Annotated in this window: 22 protein-coding genes and 4 tRNA genes; 12 read left to right on the plus strand and 14 right to left on the minus strand. The window is 60.9% G+C overall.

Features of this window, described 5'->3' with window-relative positions; genetic code table 11:
- Positions 1–50 precede the first annotated feature (50 nt).
- Genes HSS18214_RS0105695 through grxD form a run of 8 tightly spaced genes read right to left on the minus strand, consistent with a single transcriptional unit; the run spans position 51 to position 5,937 of the window.
- Entirely contained in the window at positions 51–509 is a 459-nt protein-coding gene (locus HSS18214_RS0105695) for a YcgN family cysteine cluster protein (RefSeq protein ID WP_016914341.1), read from the minus strand.
- A gap of 42 nt (positions 510–551) precedes the next feature.
- Positions 552–1,133: an acyl carrier protein phosphodiesterase gene (locus tag HSS18214_RS0105700; RefSeq protein WP_016914342.1), complete on the minus strand. Its 582-nt coding sequence runs from the start codon at positions 1,131–1,133 to the stop codon at positions 552–554.
- 10 nt (positions 1,134–1,143) lie between these two features.
- The gene (locus tag HSS18214_RS0105705; RefSeq protein ID WP_026001755.1) at positions 1,144–1,437 is read right to left on the minus strand and encodes a YcgL domain-containing protein; all 294 of its coding nucleotides are present in this window, start codon (positions 1,435–1,437) and stop codon (positions 1,144–1,146) included.
- On the minus strand, positions 1,434–2,567 hold the full coding sequence (rnd, locus tag HSS18214_RS0105710) for a ribonuclease D (protein ID WP_026001756.1): 1,134 nt from the start codon (positions 2,565–2,567) through the stop codon (positions 1,434–1,436). Before rnd ends, HSS18214_RS0105705 begins: the two co-directional genes overlap by 4 nt.
- 51 nt (positions 2,568–2,618) lie before the next feature.
- Positions 2,619–3,224, minus strand: coding sequence for a recombination mediator RecR (recR, locus tag HSS18214_RS0105715; RefSeq protein WP_026001757.1), 606 nt, complete (start codon positions 3,222–3,224; stop codon positions 2,619–2,621).
- A 3-nt stretch (positions 3,225–3,227) separates the two neighbouring features.
- Positions 3,228–3,554: a YbaB/EbfC family nucleoid-associated protein gene (locus HSS18214_RS0105720; protein WP_016914346.1), complete on the minus strand. Its 327-nt coding sequence runs from the start codon at positions 3,552–3,554 to the stop codon at positions 3,228–3,230.
- A 38-nt stretch (positions 3,555–3,592) separates the two neighbouring features.
- Positions 3,593–5,554 (minus strand): DNA polymerase III subunit gamma/tau, encoded by a 1,962-nt coding sequence (gene dnaX / locus HSS18214_RS0105725; RefSeq protein ID WP_016914347.1) that lies wholly within the window; start codon positions 5,552–5,554, stop codon positions 3,593–3,595.
- A 32-nt stretch (positions 5,555–5,586) separates the two neighbouring features.
- Complete coding sequence (grxD, locus tag HSS18214_RS0105730; RefSeq protein ID WP_016914348.1) at positions 5,587–5,937, minus strand: Grx4 family monothiol glutaredoxin; 351 nt, start codon at positions 5,935–5,937, stop codon at positions 5,587–5,589.
- Positions 5,938–6,157: 220 nt separating this feature from the next.
- On the opposite strand from grxD, the gene argF reads away from it, so the two are divergent.
- Positions 6,158–7,078, plus strand: coding sequence for an ornithine carbamoyltransferase (gene argF, locus HSS18214_RS0105735; protein WP_016914349.1), 921 nt, complete (start codon positions 6,158–6,160; stop codon positions 7,076–7,078).
- 129 nt (positions 7,079–7,207) lie between these two features.
- Here argF and HSS18214_RS0105740 read toward each other — a convergent pair.
- Positions 7,208–7,283 (minus strand) — tRNA-Ala (locus tag HSS18214_RS0105740).
- Between the two features lie 173 nt (positions 7,284–7,456).
- On the opposite strand from HSS18214_RS0105740, the gene uvrY reads away from it, so the two are divergent.
- The 7 genes from uvrY to nadB all read left to right on the plus strand — a co-directional run bounded on the left by uvrY (position 7,457) and on the right by nadB (position 12,726).
- Positions 7,457–8,107 (plus strand): UvrY/SirA/GacA family response regulator transcription factor, encoded by a 651-nt coding sequence (gene uvrY / locus HSS18214_RS0105745; RefSeq protein ID WP_016914350.1) that lies wholly within the window; start codon positions 7,457–7,459, stop codon positions 8,105–8,107.
- A gap of 46 nt (positions 8,108–8,153) precedes the next feature.
- Positions 8,154–9,968 carry an excinuclease ABC subunit UvrC gene (gene uvrC / locus HSS18214_RS0105750; protein WP_016914351.1) on the plus strand — a complete coding sequence of 605 codons (1,815 nt, stop codon included), beginning with the start codon at positions 8,154–8,156 and terminating at the stop codon, positions 9,966–9,968.
- 100 nt (positions 9,969–10,068) lie between these two features.
- Positions 10,069–10,617: a CDP-diacylglycerol--glycerol-3-phosphate 3-phosphatidyltransferase gene (gene pgsA, locus HSS18214_RS0105755; protein WP_016914352.1), complete on the plus strand. Its 549-nt coding sequence runs from the start codon at positions 10,069–10,071 to the stop codon at positions 10,615–10,617.
- A gap of 86 nt (positions 10,618–10,703) precedes the next feature.
- Positions 10,704–10,778: transfer RNA gene (locus HSS18214_RS0105760), tRNA-Gly, on the plus strand.
- A gap of 26 nt (positions 10,779–10,804) precedes the next feature.
- Positions 10,805–10,878, plus strand: a tRNA-Cys gene (locus tag HSS18214_RS0105765).
- A gap of 33 nt (positions 10,879–10,911) precedes the next feature.
- Positions 10,912–10,998 (plus strand) — tRNA-Leu (locus HSS18214_RS0105770).
- 132 nt (positions 10,999–11,130) lie between these two features.
- A complete protein-coding gene (gene nadB / locus HSS18214_RS0105775; protein ID WP_016914353.1) occupies positions 11,131–12,726 on the plus strand; it encodes an L-aspartate oxidase in 1,596 nt (531 codons plus the stop codon).
- Here the strand turns inward: nadB and HSS18214_RS0105780 are convergent.
- On the minus strand, positions 12,723–13,040 hold the full coding sequence (locus HSS18214_RS0105780) for a hypothetical protein (protein WP_016914354.1): 318 nt from the start codon (positions 13,038–13,040) through the stop codon (positions 12,723–12,725). The two genes, nadB and HSS18214_RS0105780, sit on opposite strands and share 4 nt — an antisense overlap.
- Positions 13,041–13,080: 40 nt before the next feature.
- A complete protein-coding gene (locus HSS18214_RS0105785) occupies positions 13,081–13,374 on the minus strand; it encodes an FAD assembly factor SdhE (protein WP_016914355.1) in 294 nt (97 codons plus the stop codon).
- Between the two features lie 222 nt (positions 13,375–13,596).
- On the opposite strand from HSS18214_RS0105785, the gene HSS18214_RS0105790 reads away from it, so the two are divergent.
- The 3 genes from HSS18214_RS0105790 (at position 13,597) to lapB (ending at position 15,498) form a co-directional block, all read left to right on the plus strand.
- Entirely contained in the window at positions 13,597–13,893 is a 297-nt protein-coding gene (locus tag HSS18214_RS0105790) for an integration host factor subunit beta (protein WP_016914356.1), read from the plus strand.
- 99 nt (positions 13,894–13,992) lie between these two features.
- Entirely contained in the window at positions 13,993–14,298 is a 306-nt protein-coding gene (locus tag HSS18214_RS0105795) for a lipopolysaccharide assembly protein LapA domain-containing protein (protein WP_016914357.1), read from the plus strand.
- Positions 14,299–15,498 carry a lipopolysaccharide assembly protein LapB gene (gene lapB, locus HSS18214_RS0105800; RefSeq protein WP_016914358.1) on the plus strand — a complete coding sequence of 400 codons (1,200 nt, stop codon included), beginning with the start codon at positions 14,299–14,301 and terminating at the stop codon, positions 15,496–15,498.
- A gap of 16 nt (positions 15,499–15,514) precedes the next feature.
- Here lapB and pyrF read toward each other — a convergent pair whose 3' ends face one another.
- Positions 15,515–16,216 (minus strand): orotidine-5'-phosphate decarboxylase, encoded by a 702-nt coding sequence (pyrF, locus tag HSS18214_RS0105805; RefSeq protein ID WP_016914359.1) that lies wholly within the window; start codon positions 16,214–16,216, stop codon positions 15,515–15,517.
- A 301-nt stretch (positions 16,217–16,517) separates the two neighbouring features.
- Here pyrF and HSS18214_RS0105810 point away from each other — a divergent pair, with 301 nt between their 5' ends.
- The gene (locus HSS18214_RS0105810; RefSeq protein WP_016914360.1) at positions 16,518–16,802 is read left to right on the plus strand and encodes a ComEA family DNA-binding protein; all 285 of its coding nucleotides are present in this window, start codon (positions 16,518–16,520) and stop codon (positions 16,800–16,802) included.
- Between the two features lie 118 nt (positions 16,803–16,920).
- Here HSS18214_RS0105810 and prpF read toward each other — a convergent pair whose 3' ends face one another.
- A complete protein-coding gene (prpF, locus tag HSS18214_RS0105815) occupies positions 16,921–18,099 on the minus strand; it encodes a 2-methylaconitate cis-trans isomerase PrpF (protein ID WP_016914361.1) in 1,179 nt (392 codons plus the stop codon).
- Positions 18,100–18,191: 92 nt separating this feature from the next.
- Complete coding sequence (acnD, locus tag HSS18214_RS0105820) at positions 18,192–20,834, minus strand: Fe/S-dependent 2-methylisocitrate dehydratase AcnD (RefSeq protein WP_016914362.1); 2,643 nt, start codon at positions 20,832–20,834, stop codon at positions 18,192–18,194.
- Positions 20,835–20,865 lie beyond the last annotated feature (31 nt).

The following is a 20,865-nucleotide window of genomic DNA, read 5'->3' on the forward strand; positions in this document are numbered from 1 at the left end:
GCGGTGATGGTCCTGCCATGGATGGCAGCGCATTGCGTTTCGCTTGGCGGTCAGGACATGGGAATGACCGCAATGATATGCTCTTCGAGATGCCGCTCCGGCACCTCATCCTGTGATACCGCAAAGCCTCTGACGCTCACTCCCTTACGATGCACTCGCTCGGCGTCGTTGCTCAACAGCGGATGCCAACCCGCCAACTTGCGCCCTTCGGCCACCCGACGGTAGCCACAAGTATGCGGCAGCCAGGTAAACTCTTTTACCAGCGCTGGCGTCAGCTGCGTGCAGTCCGGCACGCTGGCAAAGCGATTCTCGTAATCACTGCATTGGCAGCTGTGTAGATCCAACAGCCGGCAAGCAACGTTCAGAATAGCCAATTCCTGAGTGTCATCGTCATGCAGCTTCAACAGGCAGCACTGGCCACAGCCATCGCAGAGCGCTTCCCACTCTGGCGCGGTCAACTCCTCCAGCGGATAGCGCTCCCAGAAGCGCTCACGTAATGTGGTTTCCATGTTCGGTTCTCTTTCGGGTAGGTGCGTGATCGCCGACGCCGATCAACGGGCGCTGGTGTCATTGCCGCTGCTGGTCAAGTGCGCCTGACACTCGCGCCACAGCACGCTGAAGTCAGCCTCAAGAAGGGCGTAATCATCGTATAGCCAGGGGACCAGCTCGGCCAAACGATTCGGGCCTGTCAAACGCCTGCCGATGCCTGCCACCGCCTGACAAGTAAAGTCGAAGTCGGCGTAGCGGCGCAACCAGTCCTGTTCGACCAGCACGGGCATCATGCTGGCCAGCCGTTGGGGAGCAGGCCTGGCCGACAGTAGCTGGTAACAGCGCTCGATGAGCTGATGCTGCCGTTCACCCGCCTGCTGCTGGGCAATGAAGTGGTCCCACACCAGATCGAGGGCAATACCGGCATAGCGGCGCTGTTGCCTGGGAGCCCGATGACGGGCAGCCAGCACCCGGGGGTGCTGATCCACCCAGGCATCCACACGGCGGTGATGGCGAATGCCGTCGGCCACGCTGGTCGGCCAGCCGGAAAGGTCTCTGCCCTTGACCCCATCGGCAATCAGGTTGCCGTAGAGAAAACCATCGTTGCCGGGTCGTGCCAACCAGGCATGGGCCAGAAAATTCATTCTGGCATCATCACGAGCGGCGGGCAGATTCAGCGCGATGCAGGTCCAGCAGGTACGGCTCCTTGGCGGGGGGCATCTGCAGGTAGAACCCCTGCTCTTCAATGGCCGCCATGACATCGCGGGCGGCCACGCGTGCCAATGACTTCTCCTCGGTCAGGATCATGGTCAGCACCGGGACGGGCTTGCCGAAAGTCGCCATCAAGGCCTCGGGCACGTCTACCAGGCCCTTGCGCTTGTCCACGTAAAGGTACATCTCTTCTTTTCGTGAGCTTCTAAAAATCTCGCAAAGTAACTTCTCGCTCATTCCGACGTTTCCTCTAAGGCTCGTTGAAGGTCCTGACCCAGACAGACTCCGCGCCAACCGTGCAGCTCATCGAGCGGCTCGCCGGCCATGGCCTGCATGACCAGCGCTTCGATATCACGACGACGAAGCAGCATTTCCGGCGCAATCCCCAGGGCCGCAGCCTTTTCTGCCACGACCTGCTTGATGGCCTTGAAGCGGCGCTTGAAAGGCGGTTGCATGGGGTCAGGCCAGCGAGCAGGCAAGGCGCTTTCAGGACAATGTTGCGCCTGCTTCACCCAGCCTAGCAGGGCATCGCCCTCCTTCTTGACCAGCGTGGGCTTGACGCCATCCACCTCTGCCAGCTCATAGCGATTACCGGGCATTTTTTCGGCCACGGCAAACAACAGCTTGTCGCTGACCAGCCAGTTGCGCGGCAGGTCACGCCGCCGGGTCTCCCCTTCCCGCCAGATGGTCATCAGCCGATACGCTTCCAACTGGCGTGGTGCCAGACGCCACAGCTGACGCTGACGGGTATACCACTGGCCATCGCTCTCTTCGTCACGACCTGCCTGCTCGATGAGTGCTGCACACTCTTCCTCGACCCAGCCAAGCCGTCCAAGCTCGGCCAACTGGGCAACCTGACGCTTCCAGACCTGCAGCAGATAGGTCACGTCCAGCGCGGCATATTCACACTGCGACGCGGTCAAAGGCCGCTCCAACCAGTTGGAGCGAGTCTCTTCCTTGGGCAGCGTGTCACCTATCCAGTGCTCTACCAGCTTCTGATACCCCATTCCCGGATTCTCGCCCAGAAAGGCTTGCGCCACTTGGGTGTCGATCAGCGGCGTCGGCAGCGTTCCCGCCCAGTGCTGAAATACCTCGAGGTCTTCGCTGCAGGCATGCAGCAGCTTGGGAACCCGACTCTGCAACAGAGCCTTGAAAGCGGGCGTACAGGGTGTCACCAGGGGGTCTACCAGATAGGCGGTTTCACCCCCGGCAAACTGAATGAGCGCAGGCACGGGAAAGAAGGTGTTCTCACGAAAGAACTCGGTATCCAGTGCAATGACCTCTGCGCTGGCCACCTGCTGGCAGGCGGCATCCAGCGCCTCGGCGCTGTCGATCCATTGATACAAGGAGGAGGTTGAAGAGGACAATTCGGTCTTCCAGGTTGTCACAACCGCCTTGGCGCTTGCGTTTTATCCGACTTAATCGCTAGCAAAAGGCTGACGACCGTTAAAGGCACGACTCAAGGTGCCACCATCCACATACTCGAGCTCCCCCCCCATCGGGACACCGTAAGCAAGACGAGAAAACGCCACACCGTACTGAGCAAGCTGGGCTGCGATGTAATGCGCCGTCGCCTCGCCTTCTACCGTAGGGTTGGTGGCCAGCACGATCTCGCGAATGTGCCCTTCGGCCACTCGGCTTTCCAATAGCGCCAAGCCCAAGGCATCAGGGCCTACACCGTCCAGCGGTGAAAGGTGGCCATGCAGAACGAAGTAGCGACCCTGAAAGCCGCCCGCCTCTTCGATGGCGAGCTGATCCGCTGGCGACTCGACCACGCACAGCAAGCTGTCGTCGCGGCGCGGGCTCTCGCACAAGGCGCATATGTCGGCCTCGGTCAGCGTGCGGCAGTGCTGGCAATAACCCACGTCTTCGATGGCACGCAGGATCACCTCGGCAAGCCGTTGCCCGCCGGGGCGCTCACGCTCCAGAAGGTGCATCGCCATGCGCTGGGCCGTCTTGGGCCCAACGCCAGGCAGCACGCGAAACGCATCCATCAACTGCTCTATGAGGGGGGAAAAGCGCATGGATCAGAACGGCATCTTGAAGCCAGGCGGAAGGTTAAGGCCCGCCGTTGCCTCTTCCATTCTGGCTTTCGAGTTGGCTTCTACCTTGCGCACAGCGTCGTTGACGGCCGCGGCCAGCAGGTCTTCCAGCAACTCCTTGTCTTCCTCCATGACGCTTTGGTCGATGGCCACGCTGATCACATCGTGGCGGCCGTTCATGACGACCTTCACCATGCCAGCGCCCGCCTCACCATGCACTTCTGCCTTGGCGACCTCTTCCTGAGCGCGCTGCATTTTTTCCTGCATTTCCTGGGCTTGCTTCATGATGTTGCCCATTCCGCCTTTGAACATGCGGTGATCTCCTGAGTGATATGACTGAAGTGATGGGGTCAAGAGTGCGATGCGGGTTTTACCGTCGACTCAATCAGCGTAGCCCCAAAAGCGTGACGTAACTTCTCAATATTGGGGTCACGATAAAGTAGATCAACCGCTTCGGCATGCCGCTCTTGTTGAAGACGCTCTTCCTGCTGCCGAGGGGTCTCAATTCCCGTGTCCAGCGCCGCCACCTTGAAGTGCACTTTTCTGGGTAGACCAATCCCGCTCAACGCGCGCTCGATGCGCTGGTTGTGCACCTCAGCTTGCATGGCCGACTGCGATGGGTCCAGACGCAGCACCAGCGTGGCGCCATCATCGCTTTCCACCTGACAGTGTGCCGCGAGGTTGCGGGTCAACCCCCCAAGGACCAGCGCATCAAAGCATTTCAGCCATCCGGCATGATCCAGCGGGCCTGCCGACGAGGGGGATGCCGACGGCGTAGCCTGGGGATGCGGGTGTATAGGCTCTGGCTCTGGCTCTGGCTCTGGCTCTGGCTCTGGCTCTGGCTCTGGCTCTGGCTCTGGCTCTGGCTCTGGCTCTGGCTCTGGCTCTGGCTCTGGCTCTGGCTCTGGCTCTGGCTCTGGCTCTGGCGCGAGCATAGCGGCCTGATTCACTTCGTCAAGCGACCAGGGCGGCGGCTCCTCTGCTGGCTGCGCCACAGCAGAGCGACTCTCTGGTGAGCGACTCTCTGGTGCGTTTTGGGGCGGCTCAGCAGATACCCGCTCAACAGGCGTTTGCGGCGGTGCAGCCTGCGCAGCGGACGGCGCAGGCTCAGGCTTTTTTACCTCGGGCTCAACGGCCGGGGGCTGAGCAGCCGGGTCCACCGCCGGTTCACGACGCAGCGGCAGCGGCACCGTGGGCGGTTTTGGAACCCCTTGCGGGCGAAACGCCAGCATCCTCAACAGCGTCATTTCCAGCGCGCTGCGCAGGTCAGGGGCATGCGCCATGTCACCCCGCCCCTGGATGCCGATCTGGTAGTAAAGCTGCAGGTCTTCGGCGGTAAAGCGCCCAGCCAGCTGCTGAATCTGGGCGCGGTCACCGTGACTGTTATCCACCGCGTCAGGCAGCATCTGGGCTACGGCCAGCCGGTGTAAAATGGCGGTCAGCTCATCCAGCACGGCGGCAAAGTCCGGCCCCTGCTCGGCGAGCTGAGCGACCTCCTGCAGCAGCTGTTGAACGTCCACGTTCGCCAGCGCCTCTACCAGCGCCAGTACGTGACGGTGATCCAGCGTACCCAGCATCGCCGCAACATCGCCATGGCGTACCGCCCCCTGACCAAAAGCAATGGCTTGATCGGTCAGACTCATGGCATCGCGCATCGAGCCCGCCGCAGCCTTGCCCAGCAACCAAAGCGCACTCTCATCGTACTCGACGCCTTCTTTACCCAGCACGAAGCTGAGGTGTTCGACCACCCGCTCAGGTGGCATGTGCTTCAGAGTGAACTGCAAGCACCGGGAGAGCACGGTGGCAGGCAATTTTTGCGGGTCAGTGGTCGCCAGCAGAAACTTGACGTGGGGCGGGGGTTCTTCCAGTGTCTTCAGCAGCGCATTGAAGCTGCTGGTCGACAACATGTGCACCTCGTCGATCAGGTACACCTTGTAACGCCCTTGGGTAGGCGCGTACTGAACGTTGTCCAGCAGCTCGCGGGTATCTTCGACCTTGGTTCGCGACGCGGCATCGACTTCGATCAGGTCGACGAAGCGCCCCTGATCAATCGCCTCACAGCTGGGGCACTGGCCACAAGGGGTCGACGTAACGCCCTCGTCACCACGCCCATTGGCGGTGCAGTTCAGGCACTTGGCCAATATCCGTGCCAGGGTGGTCTTGCCGACGCCACGCGTGCCGGTGAACAGGTACGCGTGGTGCAAACGCCCCTGGTCAAGAGCATTGACCAGGGCGCGCTGGACATGGGCCTGCCCCACAAGCTCGTGGAATGTGCGTGGCCGCCATTTACGGGCCAGAACCTGATAGCTCATGGAGCAAAACTTCCTTGGGCGCTGTTCTTGGGTTAGGCGTCGGTGCCGTTTTCAGCAGCGCCAGCACGCTGGGCAGCTTGCTTGATCAACTTCTCGAGTTCGCCACTCTGGTGCATTTCCATCACGATATCGCATCCGCCGACCAGCTCCCCTTCTACCCACAGCTGTGGGAAGGTAGGCCAGTTGGCAATTTTAGGCAGTTCGGCACGAATATCGGGATTGTCCAGCACGTTGACGAAAGCAAAACGCTCACCGCAGCTCATCAGCGCCTGAACCGTCTGCGCAGAGAAACCACACTGCGGCAACTGAGGCGTACCCTTCATGTAGATGAGAATCGGGTTTTCAGTGATTTGACGCTGGATATTGTCAGCCGTGGTGCTCATGGGATGCTCCTCGATAAAAGATATGGTCTCTTCCAGTGTACGCAATTCGGCCACTGGCTTTAACCCTGCGACCGGGTCATCGTCAGTCTTGATCCTGCAGGTCAATACCTGAGCAAACGACTCGGTCATATTGCGTGGCGGATATTCTACGCATGCCGCTTGCGTTGCGCATCCCCTGCGGCCTCGCTAGGATGGTGTTTTTGCGCGGAGAGACGTCACCATGGCGACACGCCATTTCCTTACCCTGCTGGATTTGACCCCTGAAGAGCTGGACTATCTGATTCAGCGCGCCATCAAGATCAAGACGGATCTCAAGGCCAACGGACCGGTTTACACGCCGCTGCCCAACCGCACTCTGGCAATGATTTTCGAGAAGTCCTCCACGCGCACCCGTGTTTCCTTCGAGACCGGCATGGCCCAGTTTGGTGGCCACGCCCTGTTTCTGTCTCCCCGCGACACCCAGCTGGGTCGCGGCGAGCCCATCGAAGATACCGCCCGCGTGCTGGCCGAAATGGTCGATGCAGTGATGATCCGCACCTTCTCCCATGCAGGGCTGGAAGCGTACGCCAGCGCCAGCAGCGTGCCGGTCATCAATGCCCTCAGCGACGACTACCACCCCTGCCAATTGCTGGCAGACGTCATGACCTGGACCGAGCTGCGCGGCAGCGTCAAGGGCAAGACCGCCGTATGGATCGGCGATGGCAACAACATGTGCCACTCGTGGATCAATGCTGCCCGCCAGTTCGGTTTCCGCTTGAGAATTTGCTGCCCGGAAGGCTACGAGCCCCGCGACGACATCATGCAAGCCGCCGGCGACTGCATCACTCTGTTGCGCGACCCACAGCAAGCCGCTCAAGGCGCTGACCTGATCACTACCGACGTCTGGGCCTCCATGGGCCAGGAGCAGGAGCAAGCGAAGCGAGAAGCCGATTTCGCGGGCTTCCAGGTAACCGAAGCGATGCTCGATAGCGCTCACGCGGACGTCCTGTTCTTGCACTGCCTGCCAGCACATCGCGGCGAAGAGATCAGCCATACGCTGCTCGATGACCCGCGCTCGGTGGTCTGGCAAGAGGCAGGCAACCGTCTGCACGCACAAAAAGCCTTGATCGAGTTTCTGCTGCTGGGCAAGGTAGACGCCTAGTCGACGACAATGCCTGCTCACCCTGTGAGCGGGCATCGGCAGCGCAAGAGCCGGATGGCAAGCAACCATACCGCCATATGAAACACACAACAAAAAACGCCGCGTAAGATACGCGGCGCTTCGAAATTTTGGTGGAGCCTAGCGGGATCGAACCGCTGACCTCAACACTGCCAGTGTTGCGCTCTCCCAGCTGAGCTAAGGCCCCACATGCTGCCATTGCGGCAGCGGTGCGAATATTACTCCAGCACTTGCGTGAGGTCAAGAAATAAAGTGAACAAGCATTAACTAATTCTCCTTTGCCAAGAGCTGTGGCACTCTATACCCACGCAGCGTGCGTATCGCCCTAGTTCACGATGATTACCTGCAGGAGCCAGTCCCTTGATCAACGTTTTAATTGCCGATGATCACCACCTGGTGAGAACCAGTATCGCCCACCTGCTGAACGAAGAGAGCGATATCAAGATTGTGGGTGAAGTGGATGATGGCGAAACCTCAGTGACGCAAAGCCGACAATTGAAGCCCGACATCGTGCTGATGGATATTCGCATGCCGGGCATCGGCGGCCTAGAAGCCACCCGACGCATCAATCGCACGCTCTCGGACGTAAAAGTCATTATCCTCACGGCACACCTTGAAGATAGCGTACTGCGGCGCATGCTCGAAGCAGGCGCATCCGGCTTTCTCAGCAAGGGCGCCGACGCCACGGAAATGACCGAGGCCATCCGCCAGGTGTTTCACGGACGCCGCTATGTCAGCCAGGAAATCGCCCAGCGGCTGGCCCTCTCTCACTTCGATGATGAAGACAATCCTTTTAGCCACCTCTCGCATCGCGAACTGCAAATCGCGCTGATGATCGTCAACTGCCAGCGCGTACAGGACATCTCGGACCGTTTGCACCTGAGCCCTAAAACCGTCAATACCTACCGCTACCGCCTGTTTGACAAGCTACAAGTGGCTACCGACGTAGAGTTGACGCACCTCGCTCTGCGCCACGGGCTGGTGGAGGGCTTTGACGCCATCCTGGGATAGACCTACCATCGCTGCTTCTGCCCATGAGAAGCGCCGTTGATTCGCCATGCCCTTTGATGCCAAGCAGTTCCTCAGCTCCGTCAGCGCCTCTCCCGGCGTCTATAAAATGCTCGACGAACAGCAGAACACGCTCTACGTCGGCAAGGCCAAACGCCTCAAGGCACGCCTGGCCAGCTATTTCCGCGGCCAACTCAATGCCAAGACCCAGGCCATGGTCTCGCGCATTGCCGATATTCAGATCACCGTCACGCGCAGCGAAACCGAAGCGTTACTGCTGGAACAGACGCTGATCAAGGAACTACGCCCGCCCTACAATATCCTGCTGCGGGACGACAAATCCTATCCTTTCGTATTCGTGACCGACCGCCACCCCTACCCCGCTCTGGAGTACAAGCGCGCCCGGCAACGGCGTGGTGACGGCAAATACCTCGGCCCCTACCCCAGCAGCGGCGCGGTCAGGGAGAGCCTGACCCTGATGCAGAAAATCTTTCGTATCCGCAACTGTGAAGATAGCGTCTTCGCCCATCGCTCCCGTCCGTGCCTGCAGTACCAGATCGAACGCTGTAGCGCCCCCTGCGTGGACTACATCTCACAGCCAGAGTATCAGCGGGATGTCGACCATGCGGTCATGTGTCTGGAAGGCAAGAGCGAACACGTCACGCAGCTACTCACCGCAGAAATGGAGGCGGCGAGCCGGGCGCTCGATTTTGAAGAAGCCGCCCGCCTGCGTGACCAGATCCAGCAGCTGCGTCAAATGCAGCAGCGCCAGTTCGTCGATAACGAGAGCGGCGATGCAGATATTTTTGCGCTGGCTCAACGCCCCGGCGCACTGGGCATTTCCATCCTCAGCGTCCGCGATGGGCGCCTGCTGGGCGCGCGGCATCACACCCCCAAAAACGACCTTGACCTCCCCCCTGAGGCACTGCTGACCGAAGTGGTCAGCCAATACTATTTCGGCCAGCCCCATAGCGTGCCCAGCGAAGTGATCACCAATCTCCCGCTGGAAGACAGCGCGCTGATTGCCGACGCGCTTGCCCAACAGGCAGGCAAAAAAGTCCGCGTGACCCACCAGGTACGCGGTCATCGTGCCCAGTGGCAGCACCTGGCCATGACCAATGCCGAGCAGCAGCTCGCCTCGCAGTTGGCCAACACCACGCAGCTCACCGAACGCTTCACGTCACTGCAGCAAGCGCTGGGGCTACCCTCACTGCCGGAGCGTCTGGAGTGTTTCGACATCAGCCACAGCCAGGGCGAAGCCACCGTGGCTTCCTGCGTGGTGTTCGACCATCAGGGGCCACGCAAGAGCGACTACCGCCACTTTCGCATCGAAGGCGTGGCCGCAGGCGATGACTACGCCGCCATGCAGCAGGCGCTCACGCGACGCCTCAAGCGCGTAAAAAGCGGCGAAGCCATTGCACCTGACGTGCTGATCGTGGATGGTGGCAAGGGGCAACTGAACATGGCACGGCAAGTGCTGACCGACCTGCAGGTAACAGGGATCGTGCTGCTGGGCGTCGCCAAGGGCACCACGCGCAAGGCTGGGCTCGAAACCCTGTTTCTGGAAAGCAGCGACAACCCGCTGGTACTGGAGCCCGCGTCACCTGCCCTGCACCTCGTTCAGCATATTCGTGATGAGTCGCACCGCTTCGCCATCGCCGGGCATCGCGCAGCGCGTGACAAGGCGCGGCGCACGTCCACCCTGCAGGATATTCCCGGCATCGGCCCCAAGCGGCGCCGCGAATTGCTCAAGTTTTTTGGCGGCCTGCAGGGCGTGCAAAAGGCCAGCCGTGACGAACTCACTCGGGTGCCGGGCATCAGCGCCGCCCTGGCAGAGACGATTTATGTCACTCTGAACGGATAAAGCGGTGGTTAACATGGATGCAATGCGCCAAGGGGGATAGAATGACCGGGCACATTACACTCCGACTTTCATGATTCTCCGGCAAGGATCGCGCCCTGCGATGAATATACCCAACATACTGACACTGGCACGAATCGCGTTCATCCCACTTCTGGTAGTGCTTTTCTACCTGCCCTTTGGCTGGAGCATGCCGATGGCGGCCGGGCTGTTTGCCCTGGCATCGGTGACGGACTGGCTGGACGGCTATCTTGCCCGCCGCTGGAACCAATCGACACCGTTTGGCGCATTTCTGGACCCGGTAGCCGACAAGCTGATGGTCGCAGTGGCACTGGCGCTGCTCATCGAGCGCTTCGACACGCTGATATTGACGCTCCCCGCGCTGGTCATTATCGGTCGAGAAATCGTCATTTCGGCCCTTCGGGAGTGGATGGCCGAAATGGGCAAACGTGGCATGGTGGCCGTGTCGTGGATCGGCAAGCTCAAGACCACGCTGCAGATGGTCGCCATTCTGGTACTACTTGCGTTTCCGCCAGGCCATGAGATGGCCATGCTGGGCGTGGCTATCCTGTATGCTGCGGCGACCCTGACCTTGTGGTCCATGATTCAGTACCTGCGTGCAGCATGGCCGCACCTTAGCCGCTCGATGTAGTCGGGCTAAGCTCGCTTTTTTAAGCACTTAACGAATTGATTGATTGACAATCGCTGGGCGATGCGTATAATTCGCCCTCGAGTCAAGCGGGAATAGCTCAGTGGTAGAGCATCGCCTTGCCAAGGCGAGGGTCGGGAGTTCGAATCTCCTTTCCCGCTCCAATTTGGTTCAATCCAATGACTTGTCAGGCTGGATGGCAGAGTGGTTATGCAGCGGACTGCAACTCCGTGTACGCCGGTTCGATTCCGACTCCAGCCTCCATTTCCCCAGTGTATCGATTTTTTTCGACACACTGCCCGGATGGCGAAATTGGTAGACGCAAGAGACTTAAAATCTCTCGGAGGTAACTCCGTGCCGGTTCAAGTCCGGCTCCGGGCACCAATATGCAAGACAACGACGCTGCGAGATCATCTGATCGACGCGGCTTTTTTTGTGTCTGGCCATCGCCTATCATCTGTTCTTTTTGATGCTAGCCATCCACTTGCACTTGTTAGTCATGGAGGAGCGGGGCCAATGAGCACGTCAACATCCGACATCGTCATTATTGGTGGCGGCGTCGCCGGCCTCACGCTGGCACTGGAAGTGGCCGACCAACGCTCGGTGCTGCTGGTGCGCCCCGCCCAGGACGACAAAGGGGCCAGCCGCTGGGCCCAGGGCGGGATTGCCGCCGTTCTATCCCCGGACGACCAGCTCGAAGACCATGTCCAGGACACGCTGATTGCCGGGGACGGCCTGTGCGATGAAGCAGCCGTACGTTTTACGGTCAGCCACGGGCCTCAGGCCATTCAGTGGCTCATCGACAACGGTGTGCCGTTTACCCCAGACTCGGACCCCGGCGCCCGCTACCCCTTTCACCTCACCCGAGAGGGCGGCCATAACGCAAGACGCATCATTCATGCCGACGATGCCACAGGCCGCGCCGTGGTCGATACGCTGCTGGATAAAGTCGCTGTCCACCCCAACATCACCCAGCGCAGCGACCTGACCATTCTGCACCTGCTCCAGAACGCCTCTGGCCACTGCCTGGGTGCACTGGGCATCGACAGCGGCGGCAATCTTCACCACCTGCTGGCTACGCATACTGTACTAGCAACGGGCGGCGCCAGCGGCCTGTATCGCCATACGACGACTCCCGCCCCCAGCAGCGGTGAAGGCATGATGATGGCTGCCGAGCTGGGTGCTACCCTGTGCAACCTGGAGTTCCAGCAGTTTCACCCCACCTGCCTGTTTGACCCTGACGGCCCTGCGTTTCTGATCAGCGAGGCCGTGCGAGGAGAAGGCGGCCACCTGCTCAACGAAGCGGGAGAGCGCTTCATGCTGGCGCTGGATGCGCGTGCCGAACTAGCCCCTCGGGACATTGTGGCCCGCGCCATCGATGCCAATATTCAGCAGGGTACGCTGGGGCATGTCTGGCTGGACGTCCGCCACCTGGGCGACACCAACCTACGCCACCACTTCCCGACCATCCTGGCCCACTGCGCATCACGGGGCATCGACATCACCCAGGAACCCATTCCCGTGGTGCCCGCCGCTCACTACAGCTGCGGCGGCATTGCCACCAATAGCGCAGGCGCAACCGACGTGGCAAACCTTTACGCCATCGGCGAGACCGCCTATACCGGCTTGCACGGCGCCAATCGCATGGCCAGCAACTCTCTGCTGGAGTGCCTGGTCTACGCCCGCAGCTGCGCCCTGCACCTGCTCGACCAGCCGCAGCCAGCGACCTGCCAACTACCTGAAGCGCTGGCTAACAGACCCATTGATGCGCGCACTATGGTAGACCGGAACGCCCTGGACGAGCTGCGCAACGCCATGCGTAGCGTGATGAGCCAGCATGTTTCCATTGTGCGTAGTCAGCAGGGCCTGAACACCGCCTATGCAGCGTTGGAGAACATGGTGCTGAATCTGAAAGCGCTGGATCCTGAGCGGCGGCACCCCGACAGCCTTCAGCTAGGCCAGGCACTGGCGCTGGCACAGTTGACGACGCTGGCAGCCTTGCAGCGTCATGAGTCACGCGGCCTGCATTACTCCGTTGACTGGCCCTCGGCCCAACCAGACAGCCAACCTTCGCGGCTGACGCTGAGCGATCTGGCCCAAGAGGCTCACTAACGACCAGGACGGTGCAGGCAGCGGCGCAGCTGGCGCTGCTCTGCGGCAGGCAGGCTGTCAGGCCATATCCAGATACGCTGCCTGCCGACACGTAGCCCCACCAGCCAGGGCCCCAGATAGTCACAGCGCAAAGGCTGCTCGGGGCCTATCTCACCGGTAGGCAACAACCAGCTTCCCACCCAGTACTGACCCGTATGCACGAGCTGCAGCGACCCTGTCGGTTGGCGGCAGTGGCTTGCCCACCACAGCGCCCCCCCCGCCACTACGGCCACCCCGACCCACACCGCGCTGACGAGGAGCATCAATAGCAGCATGCACCCCATCAACAATGCGGCGTAAACGCCGCTGGCTACGCTAGAGCGTGCGATAGGCAGTGTTATCGGTGGTTTCTGCATGCTCGACGATCATTTGTACCATTTGGCGCAGCTCCGGATCCTCCGGCCACTCCCGGTGCATTAGCCAAACGAACAAATCCTGGTCTTCTTCTTCGATCAACCGCTGGTAGGTCTGCTGCTGCTCATGGGTGAGTGACTCGAAGCGTGCTTCCAGAAACGGAATCAACAGCAAGTCCAACTCCCACATGCCGCGCCGGGAGTGCCAATAGAGCCGCTTGCGCAGCACAGCTGCTGGGGATGTATCGTCGTTCAACGCCACTTCTCCACGTAAAGGGAATGAAAAGGCAGTATACCGGAGCGACAGGGTCGCGCCAGCGCTCGGCTTCGCCTATGCTGTTACTCAGCCTTGAGCTCACCAAGCTAGTACCTTGTTTTATCTGAATTGTTTTATGCCGTTTGGCGAAGTATGCTGATTTCGATGGTGTCGAGGTCGCATGCGCAAGAACGGCCTTTAACGTTTGCAGGGAGCCAACCGATGACCAAATCTGAACTAATCGAACAAATCGCGATGCGTCAACCGGAGCTGTCCGCCAAGGAAGTCGAAACGGCGGTGCGTATCATCCTCGATGATATGACCGATGCCTTGTCCAGCGGCGGGCGGGTCGAAATACGTGGCTTTGGCAGTTTTTCACTTCATTACCGCGAACCACGCACCGGACGCAATCCCAAGACGGGTGACCCGGTGGAGCTGGACGGCAAGTATGTCCCCCACTTCAAGCCCGGCAAAGAGCTCCGGGAACAGGTGGATGCCAGCCGAGCGCTAGGCTATTGAACCTGAGCAAGCGGCCCCTGCGACGTTCTTCAGGATGACGTCACGCTTGGACTCAGCCACAATAGCACTACCGTGAACGCCACTAACCAGGAAACACACATGCGTTGGATCAAAGGGCTAATTCTAGCCGTCATTCTACTGATAGTGCTGCTGGTCGGCATTCTGTTTGCCGTCAATAATCAGCAAACCATTGCCTTGAACCTGATCTGGACAGAGCTGCCAGCCGTCTCGCTGTCGGTCTGGCTGCTGGCGACACTAACGCTGGGCGTAGTGGTCGGCATGATCGCCATGCTGGGCGTGTACGTACGCCTGAGAGCCAAGCTGGTGCGTAGCGAGCGCCATAACAAGCAGCAGCGCAAGGAGCTCGACCGCCTCCGCACCCAGGAGTTCAAGGAACTGGCATAAATGCAAGATGCCGTGCTGCTGGGCGTGCTGTTGACCGCCATTGTGTTGGGCTTTGCGCTTGGGGTCAGGCATGCGACCAGGCGCCAGCAGCAGGCCCCCTTGTCACGCCCCCCTGATCTATCCCGGGAGTACTTCGTTGGGCTGAACTATCTACTCAACGAGCAGCCCGACGAAGCCATCAATACCTTCATCCATGCCCTCGACATCAATAGCGAGACGGTAGAGACGCACATCGCCCTGGGCAAGCTGTTTCGCGCCCGCGGTGAAGCGGACAAGGCCGTCAGCATTCATCAAAACCTGCTGGCCCGCCCCTCCCTGTCGACAGAAACCAACGAACACGTTCAACTGGAGCTGGCCCGCGACTTCATGGCACTGGGCGTGCATGATCGCGCCCAGCGGCTGCTGGGCAGCGTTCTCGAGTACTCAAGCAACGAGCCGCTGTGCCTGGAAGCACGCCGACTGTTGATCGACCTGCTGGAGAGAGAACAGGACTGGCATGCAGCGCTGGAGACCGCCCAACCCCTGATCAAGCTGCAGCCAGCCATGCGCCGCCCCGCGGCCCATTGGCTGTGTGAACTGGCAGAACAGGAGATCTCTCAGGCAAGCCGCCCATTGGCTCGCAAACACCTGAAAAAGGCACTGCAGCTCGATGAGCGCTGCGTCCGAGCCACGCTTCTGCTGGCCGAGCTGGACATGGAGAACGGCCACTATGCCAAGGCCATCGAGCGGCTCGACCAAATTCCTCAACAGGATATCGCCCACGTCCCCACCATGCTGCCGGTCTTGCAGCGCGCCTATACCCGCAACGATGACCTGGACGGCCTGGAAAACCATCTGTATCGGCTGTTGGGGCAAGCCCCCTACACCAGCGTCATGATTACCCTGGGAGCCCTCATCCACCAACGAGAAGGCGTCGACAGCGCCATCGAGCGGATCGGCACCTGGTTACGAGAAGCGCCGAGCCTGGGCGGCCTCGACTATCTGGTGGACCTTTATCTCGAAAGCGAGAAACTCTCAGGCAAAGCTTCTCCCGACACACGGCTACTGCTGCTCAAGCATCACACGGACCAGCTGCTGTCCGGCCGACATCGTCACCGCTGCCGCCGCTGCGGCTTCAACAGCGACAGCCTGAGCTGGCAGTGCCCCAGCTGCAGACGCTGGGGCACCATCAAACCCATCACGGGCGTTCAGGGCGAATAGCCGCTCGCCTCCAGCCTCAGACGCTCGCCAGCTCGCTTTCGATAGCGACCAATGCCGCCATTGGGTCTTCTGCCTGAGTGACCGGCCTGCCGATGACCAGATGAGTGCTACCCGCCTGCATGGCCTCTGCAGGTGTCATGATCCGCTGCTGGTCATTGGCCACGGCAAAACGGGGACGAATTCCCGGCGTCACCTTGAGGAAGGCATCGCCATACCGAGCCTTCAGAGGTGCCGCCTCGTGGGCAGAGCATACCACTCCCGCCAGGCCACTGGCATGCGTCAACGCCGCGAGGCGATCCACATGGGCATCGATCCCGCCGTTCACGCCAACACTGGCCAGGTCGTCTTCCTGCATGCTGGTCAGTACGGTGACGGCGATCAAGTGCGTGTTCAAACGATGATCTGCCAATCGCTGCGCTGCTGCCTCCATCATCTTGCGCCCACCGGAGGCATGAACATTGACCATCCACACCCCCTGCTCTGCCGCCGCCTGCACCGCGCTGGCAGTGGTGTTGGGAATGTCATGAAACTTGAGATCCAGAAACACTTCGAAGCCCCGGCCATGTAACGCCTCCAGTACCGCCGGGCCGCTACGCGTGAACAGCTCCTTGCCTACCTTCACACGGCAACGGGCCGGGTCGAGCTGATCGGCCATGCACAGCGCTGCGTCAAGCGAAGGGTAATCAAGGGCAATGATGAGAGGTGAGTCGGTGGACACGCGCTTACTCCGTGCTCGTTATGTCAACAGTGGAAAGGTTCATGCCTATCAAGAACCCGTTCAATGGGCGACGGTCTGCCGCCTGACTAGTGTACCAGCCCTCGCTGGGGGGCTGTGTAAGCGATTGCCGACATCCCTCATGGCAAACGGATTACAAAAACTATCGGCAATGGCTTACAGCGCGAGGCGCGCCAAAAGATTAAGTTGACTAAGGACGCAAGCAATTCAGTCATGCTGGCGATCAAGGAGGCTCGTCTCTTGGCGAGCCGAGCGACGAACCAACACCGATGAGGTACTTCACATGCAGAAAACGTTCAAGGGATTTGTAGCCGCACTCGTGATGTCACTGTGCCTGGGTTTGTCCAGTGCCGCGCTGGCCCAGGCAATCGCCCCCATCAATGTCAATAGTGCCGACGCCGAGCTGCTGGCAGAACTACCGGGCATTGGCCCCAGCCGGGCGGCAGCCATCATCGAGGAGCGCGAGACCAACGGCGCCTTCGAGAGCGCTGACGACCTGACACGGGTCAGCGGTATCGGCCCGGCCACCGTTGACCGGATGCGCGACCAGGTCGTGGTAGAGGATTAATCACATCATAAGCAACATCATGACCACCCCGCCCGTCACGGCAAGCCTTACGCCCATACCGTGACGGGCACCATTCGGCAAGGGGCACTAGGGTGGTCAAAGCAGTGCCTGCCGTCGATTACAGCACATCACCAGGCACGCGCACTCGCCCTTCCATCAATACCCGGGCACTGCGACTCATGACCGCCTGATCGATTTGCCAGCGCCCCTCCACCAGACTGGCCTTGGCCCCTACCCTGAGCGTGCCGGAAGGATGACCAAAAGTGACCGACTCCCGCTCGCTGCCGCCTGCGGCCAGGTTCACCAGCGTCCCCTGAATGGCCGCTGCTGCGGCAATGGCCACGGCCGCAGTGCCCATCATGGCGTGATGCAACTTGCCCATGGAGAGCGCCCTGACCAACAGATCGATCGATTCGGCCTCGACCTGCTTCCCACTGGAAGACGTATAGCCCGCCGGTGGTGCCACGAACGCCACCTTGGGCGTGTGCTGACGGCTGGCGGCCTCGTCTACATGGGCAATCAAGCCCATCTTGACGGCCCCATGGGCGCGTATTCTTTCGAACCGGGCCAGTGCATCCGGGTCGCCGTTGATCGCCTCTTGCAGCTCACAGCCGCTGTAGCCCAGGGCTTGCGCGTCGATGAACACGGTAGGAATACCCGCATTGATCAGCGTCGCCTTGAGCACTCCGATGCCGGGCACCTCCAGCTCATCCACCGGCTGCCCCGTGGGGAAGATCGCCCCCTCACCGTCGGCAGGATCCAGAAACGCCACCGGAATCTCGGCAGCAGGAAAGGTGACGCCGTCCAGTTCGAAGTCTCCGGTTTCCTGAACGGCGCCGTGGCTGATCGGCACCTGGGCAACGATGGTTTTCTGTATGTTGACCTGCCAGATGCGCACTTCCACGACGCCGTGTTCAGGCACCCGCGCGGGGTCGACCAACCCATTGGCCACGGCATAGGGGCCCACCGCCGCAGACAAGTTGCCGCAGTTACCGCTCCAGTCCACGAAAGGCTTGTCGATGGACACCTGTCCAAACAGGTAATCCACATCATGCTCCGGGGAAGTACTTTTCGAGAGAATCACCGCCTTGCTGGTGCTGGACGTGGCACCGCCCATCCCATCGATCTGTTTTTCATAGGGGTCGGGGCTACCCATTACCCGCAACAGCAGCCTGTCTCGCGCCTCACCCGGCTGCTGCGCAGCGGGAGGCAGGTCACTGAGGGTGAAAAACACCCCTTTGCTGGTGCCACCTCTCATGTAGGTGGCGGGAATACTCATCTGCGCTGCGTGCGCCATGGTCACTCTCCTGACAACGGCCTGACACGCGTCAGGCCGTCGATGTTCACTCGTTGGGCTTTCCCTTTCGATGCTACGCTGGGACAACGCGGCTAGACAGCGGCGCTGGACTCCAGAAAATCCTGCGCAAAGCGTTGCAGCACACCACCGGCGGAGTAGATGGTGACCTCCTCGGCGGTGTCCAGGCGGCACACCACCGGCACACGCTCCACAGCCCCCTGCTGGCGATGGATCACCAGCGTCAGTTGGGCTCTGGGGGCAGGCGTTCCTTCCACGTCATAGATTTCGGTGCCATCCAGCGCCAGCGTCTTGCGGGTCGTGCCCTCCTCGAACTGCAGCGGCATCACGCCCATCCCCACCAGATTGGTGCGGTGGATACGCTCGAAGCCTTCCGCCACGATCGCTTCGACCCCAGCCAAGGCCACGCCCTTGGCCGCCCAGTCACGGGATGAGCCCTGGCCATAGTCGGCACCCGCGATAATGATCAGCGGCTGTTTGCGCGCCATATAGGTCTCGATGGCTTCCCACATGCGGGTCACGGTGCCTTCCGGCTCGATACGCGCCAGCGAACCTTGCATGACCTTGCCCTGCTCGTCGTGCACCATCTCATTGAAGAGCTTGGGATTGGCCAGGGTGGCCCGCTGGGCGGTCAGGTGGTCGCCGCGATGGGTGGCGTAGGAGTTGAAGTCCTCCTCCGGCAAACCCATGGCATGCAGATACTCGCCAGCGGCGCTGTCCATGAGGATGGCATTGGACGGCGACAGGTGATCCGTGGTGATGTTGTCCGGCAGGATGGCCAGCGGGCGCATGCCTTTCAGCCCCCGCTCTCGGGCCATGTTGCCCTCCCAATAGGGAGGCCGCCGGATATAGGTGCTCTGCGGGCGCCACTCGTAGAGGGGGCTCACCTGAGGTCCGGCACGCTTGTCCAGGTCGAACATGGGAATGTAGGTTTCACGGAACTGCTCCGGCTTCACCGACGCCTTGACGATGGCATCGATTTCGCTGTCTTCCGGCCAGATATCCTTGAGAGTGACCGGATTGCCCTGGGCGTCGTGACCCAGCACGTCCTGCTCGATATCGAAACGGATGGTGCCCGCAATGGCATAGGCCACCACCAACGGCGGCGAGGCCAGAAACGCCTGTTTGGCGTAAGGGTGGATACGCCCATCGAAGTTGCGGTTACCCGACAGCACCGCCGTGGCATAGAGATCGCGACGAATGATCTCCTCCTGGATACTCGGCTCCAATGCGCCGGACATGCCGTTGCAGGTGGTGCAGGCGTATGCCACGACGCCGAAGCCCAGCGCTTCCAGCTCGCCCATCAGCTCGGCTTCTTCCAGGTACATCTTGACCGTCTTCGACCCCGGAGCCAGCGAGGTCTTGACCCACGGTTTGCGGGTCAGGCCAAGGCGGTTGGCGTTTCGGGCAATCAGGCCTGCCGCCACCATGTTGCGCGGGTTGGACGTATTGGTACAGCTGGTGATGGCCGCAATGATCACCGCTCCATCGGGCATCTTGCCGGCGGCCTCCTCTTCCCGAGCCTTGTCCAGCCCGACGGCAATGCCGCGCTTGGCAAGCTCCGTGGTAGGCAGGTGGGCATGGGGGTTGGAAGGCCCCGCCAGGGTACGCGTCACGCTGGACAGGTCAAAGCGCAGGATGCGCTCGTAGACAACCTGCGTCAGGTCATCGGCCCAGAGCCCGGTATGCTGCGCGTAGGCCTTCACCAGGGCTACCTGCTCATCGTCACGGCCGGTCAGCTTGAGGTAGTCGATGGTCTGGTCGTCGATATAGAACATCGCCGCCGTGGCGCCGTACTCCGGGGTCATGTTGGAGATGGTCGCCCGATCTCCCACCGACAGCGCGTCGGCACCTTCCCCGAAGAACTCCAGATAGGCGCCGACCACGCGCTCGCGGCGCAGAAACTCGGTAATCGCCAGCACCATGTCGGTGCCAGTGATACCGGGCTGCAGCTTACCCGTCAGCTCGACACCCACGATATCGGGCAAGCGCATCATGGAGGCGCGTCCCAGCATCACGCTCTCGGCTTCCAGCCCACCGACCCCCACGGAGATCACGCCCAGCGCGTCCACCATGGGCGTGTGGCTGTCGGTGCCCACGCAGGTGTCCGGGTAGGCCACCTGCACGCCCTGCTCATCCGGGCGGCACTGCACCACCGGAGACATCTTTTCCAGGTTGATCTGGTGCATGATGCCGTTGCCGGGAGGAATCACGTCGACGTTCTCGAACGCCAGCTTGGTCCAGTTGATGAAGTGAAAGCGGTCGTCGTTACGCCGATCTTCCACCTGACGATTCTTCTCGAAGGCGTCCTTCTCGAAACCGGCGTGCTCCACAGCCAGCGAATGGTCGACGATCAGCTGCGTCGGTACCACCGGGTTCACCTTGGCAGGGTCACCGCCCTTCTCCGCAATGGCGTCGCGCAGCCCGGCCAGGTCGACCAGCGCGGTCTGGCCCAGGATGTCGTGGCACACCACCCGGGCCGGGTACCAGGGAAAGTCCAGCTCCTGCTTGCGCTCGATCAGTTGCTTGAGGGCGTCGGTCAGCAGCGCCGGATCACAGCGCCGAACCAGCTGCTCGGCCAGCACCCGAGACGTATAGGGCAACTGGGCATAGGCACCGGGCTGGATCTCCTCGACGGCCTGACGCGTATCGAAAAAGTCCACTGGTGCGCCCGCCACCGACACATTCGGCAGCGGCTTGCGATAATTCGTGTTCATGATGCCTCTCACTTGGTCACAGAGCCAAACG

The organism is Vreelandella stevensii S18214 (genome assembly GCF_000275725.1).
GTDB classification, from domain to species: domain Bacteria; phylum Pseudomonadota; class Gammaproteobacteria; order Pseudomonadales; family Halomonadaceae; genus Vreelandella; species Vreelandella stevensii.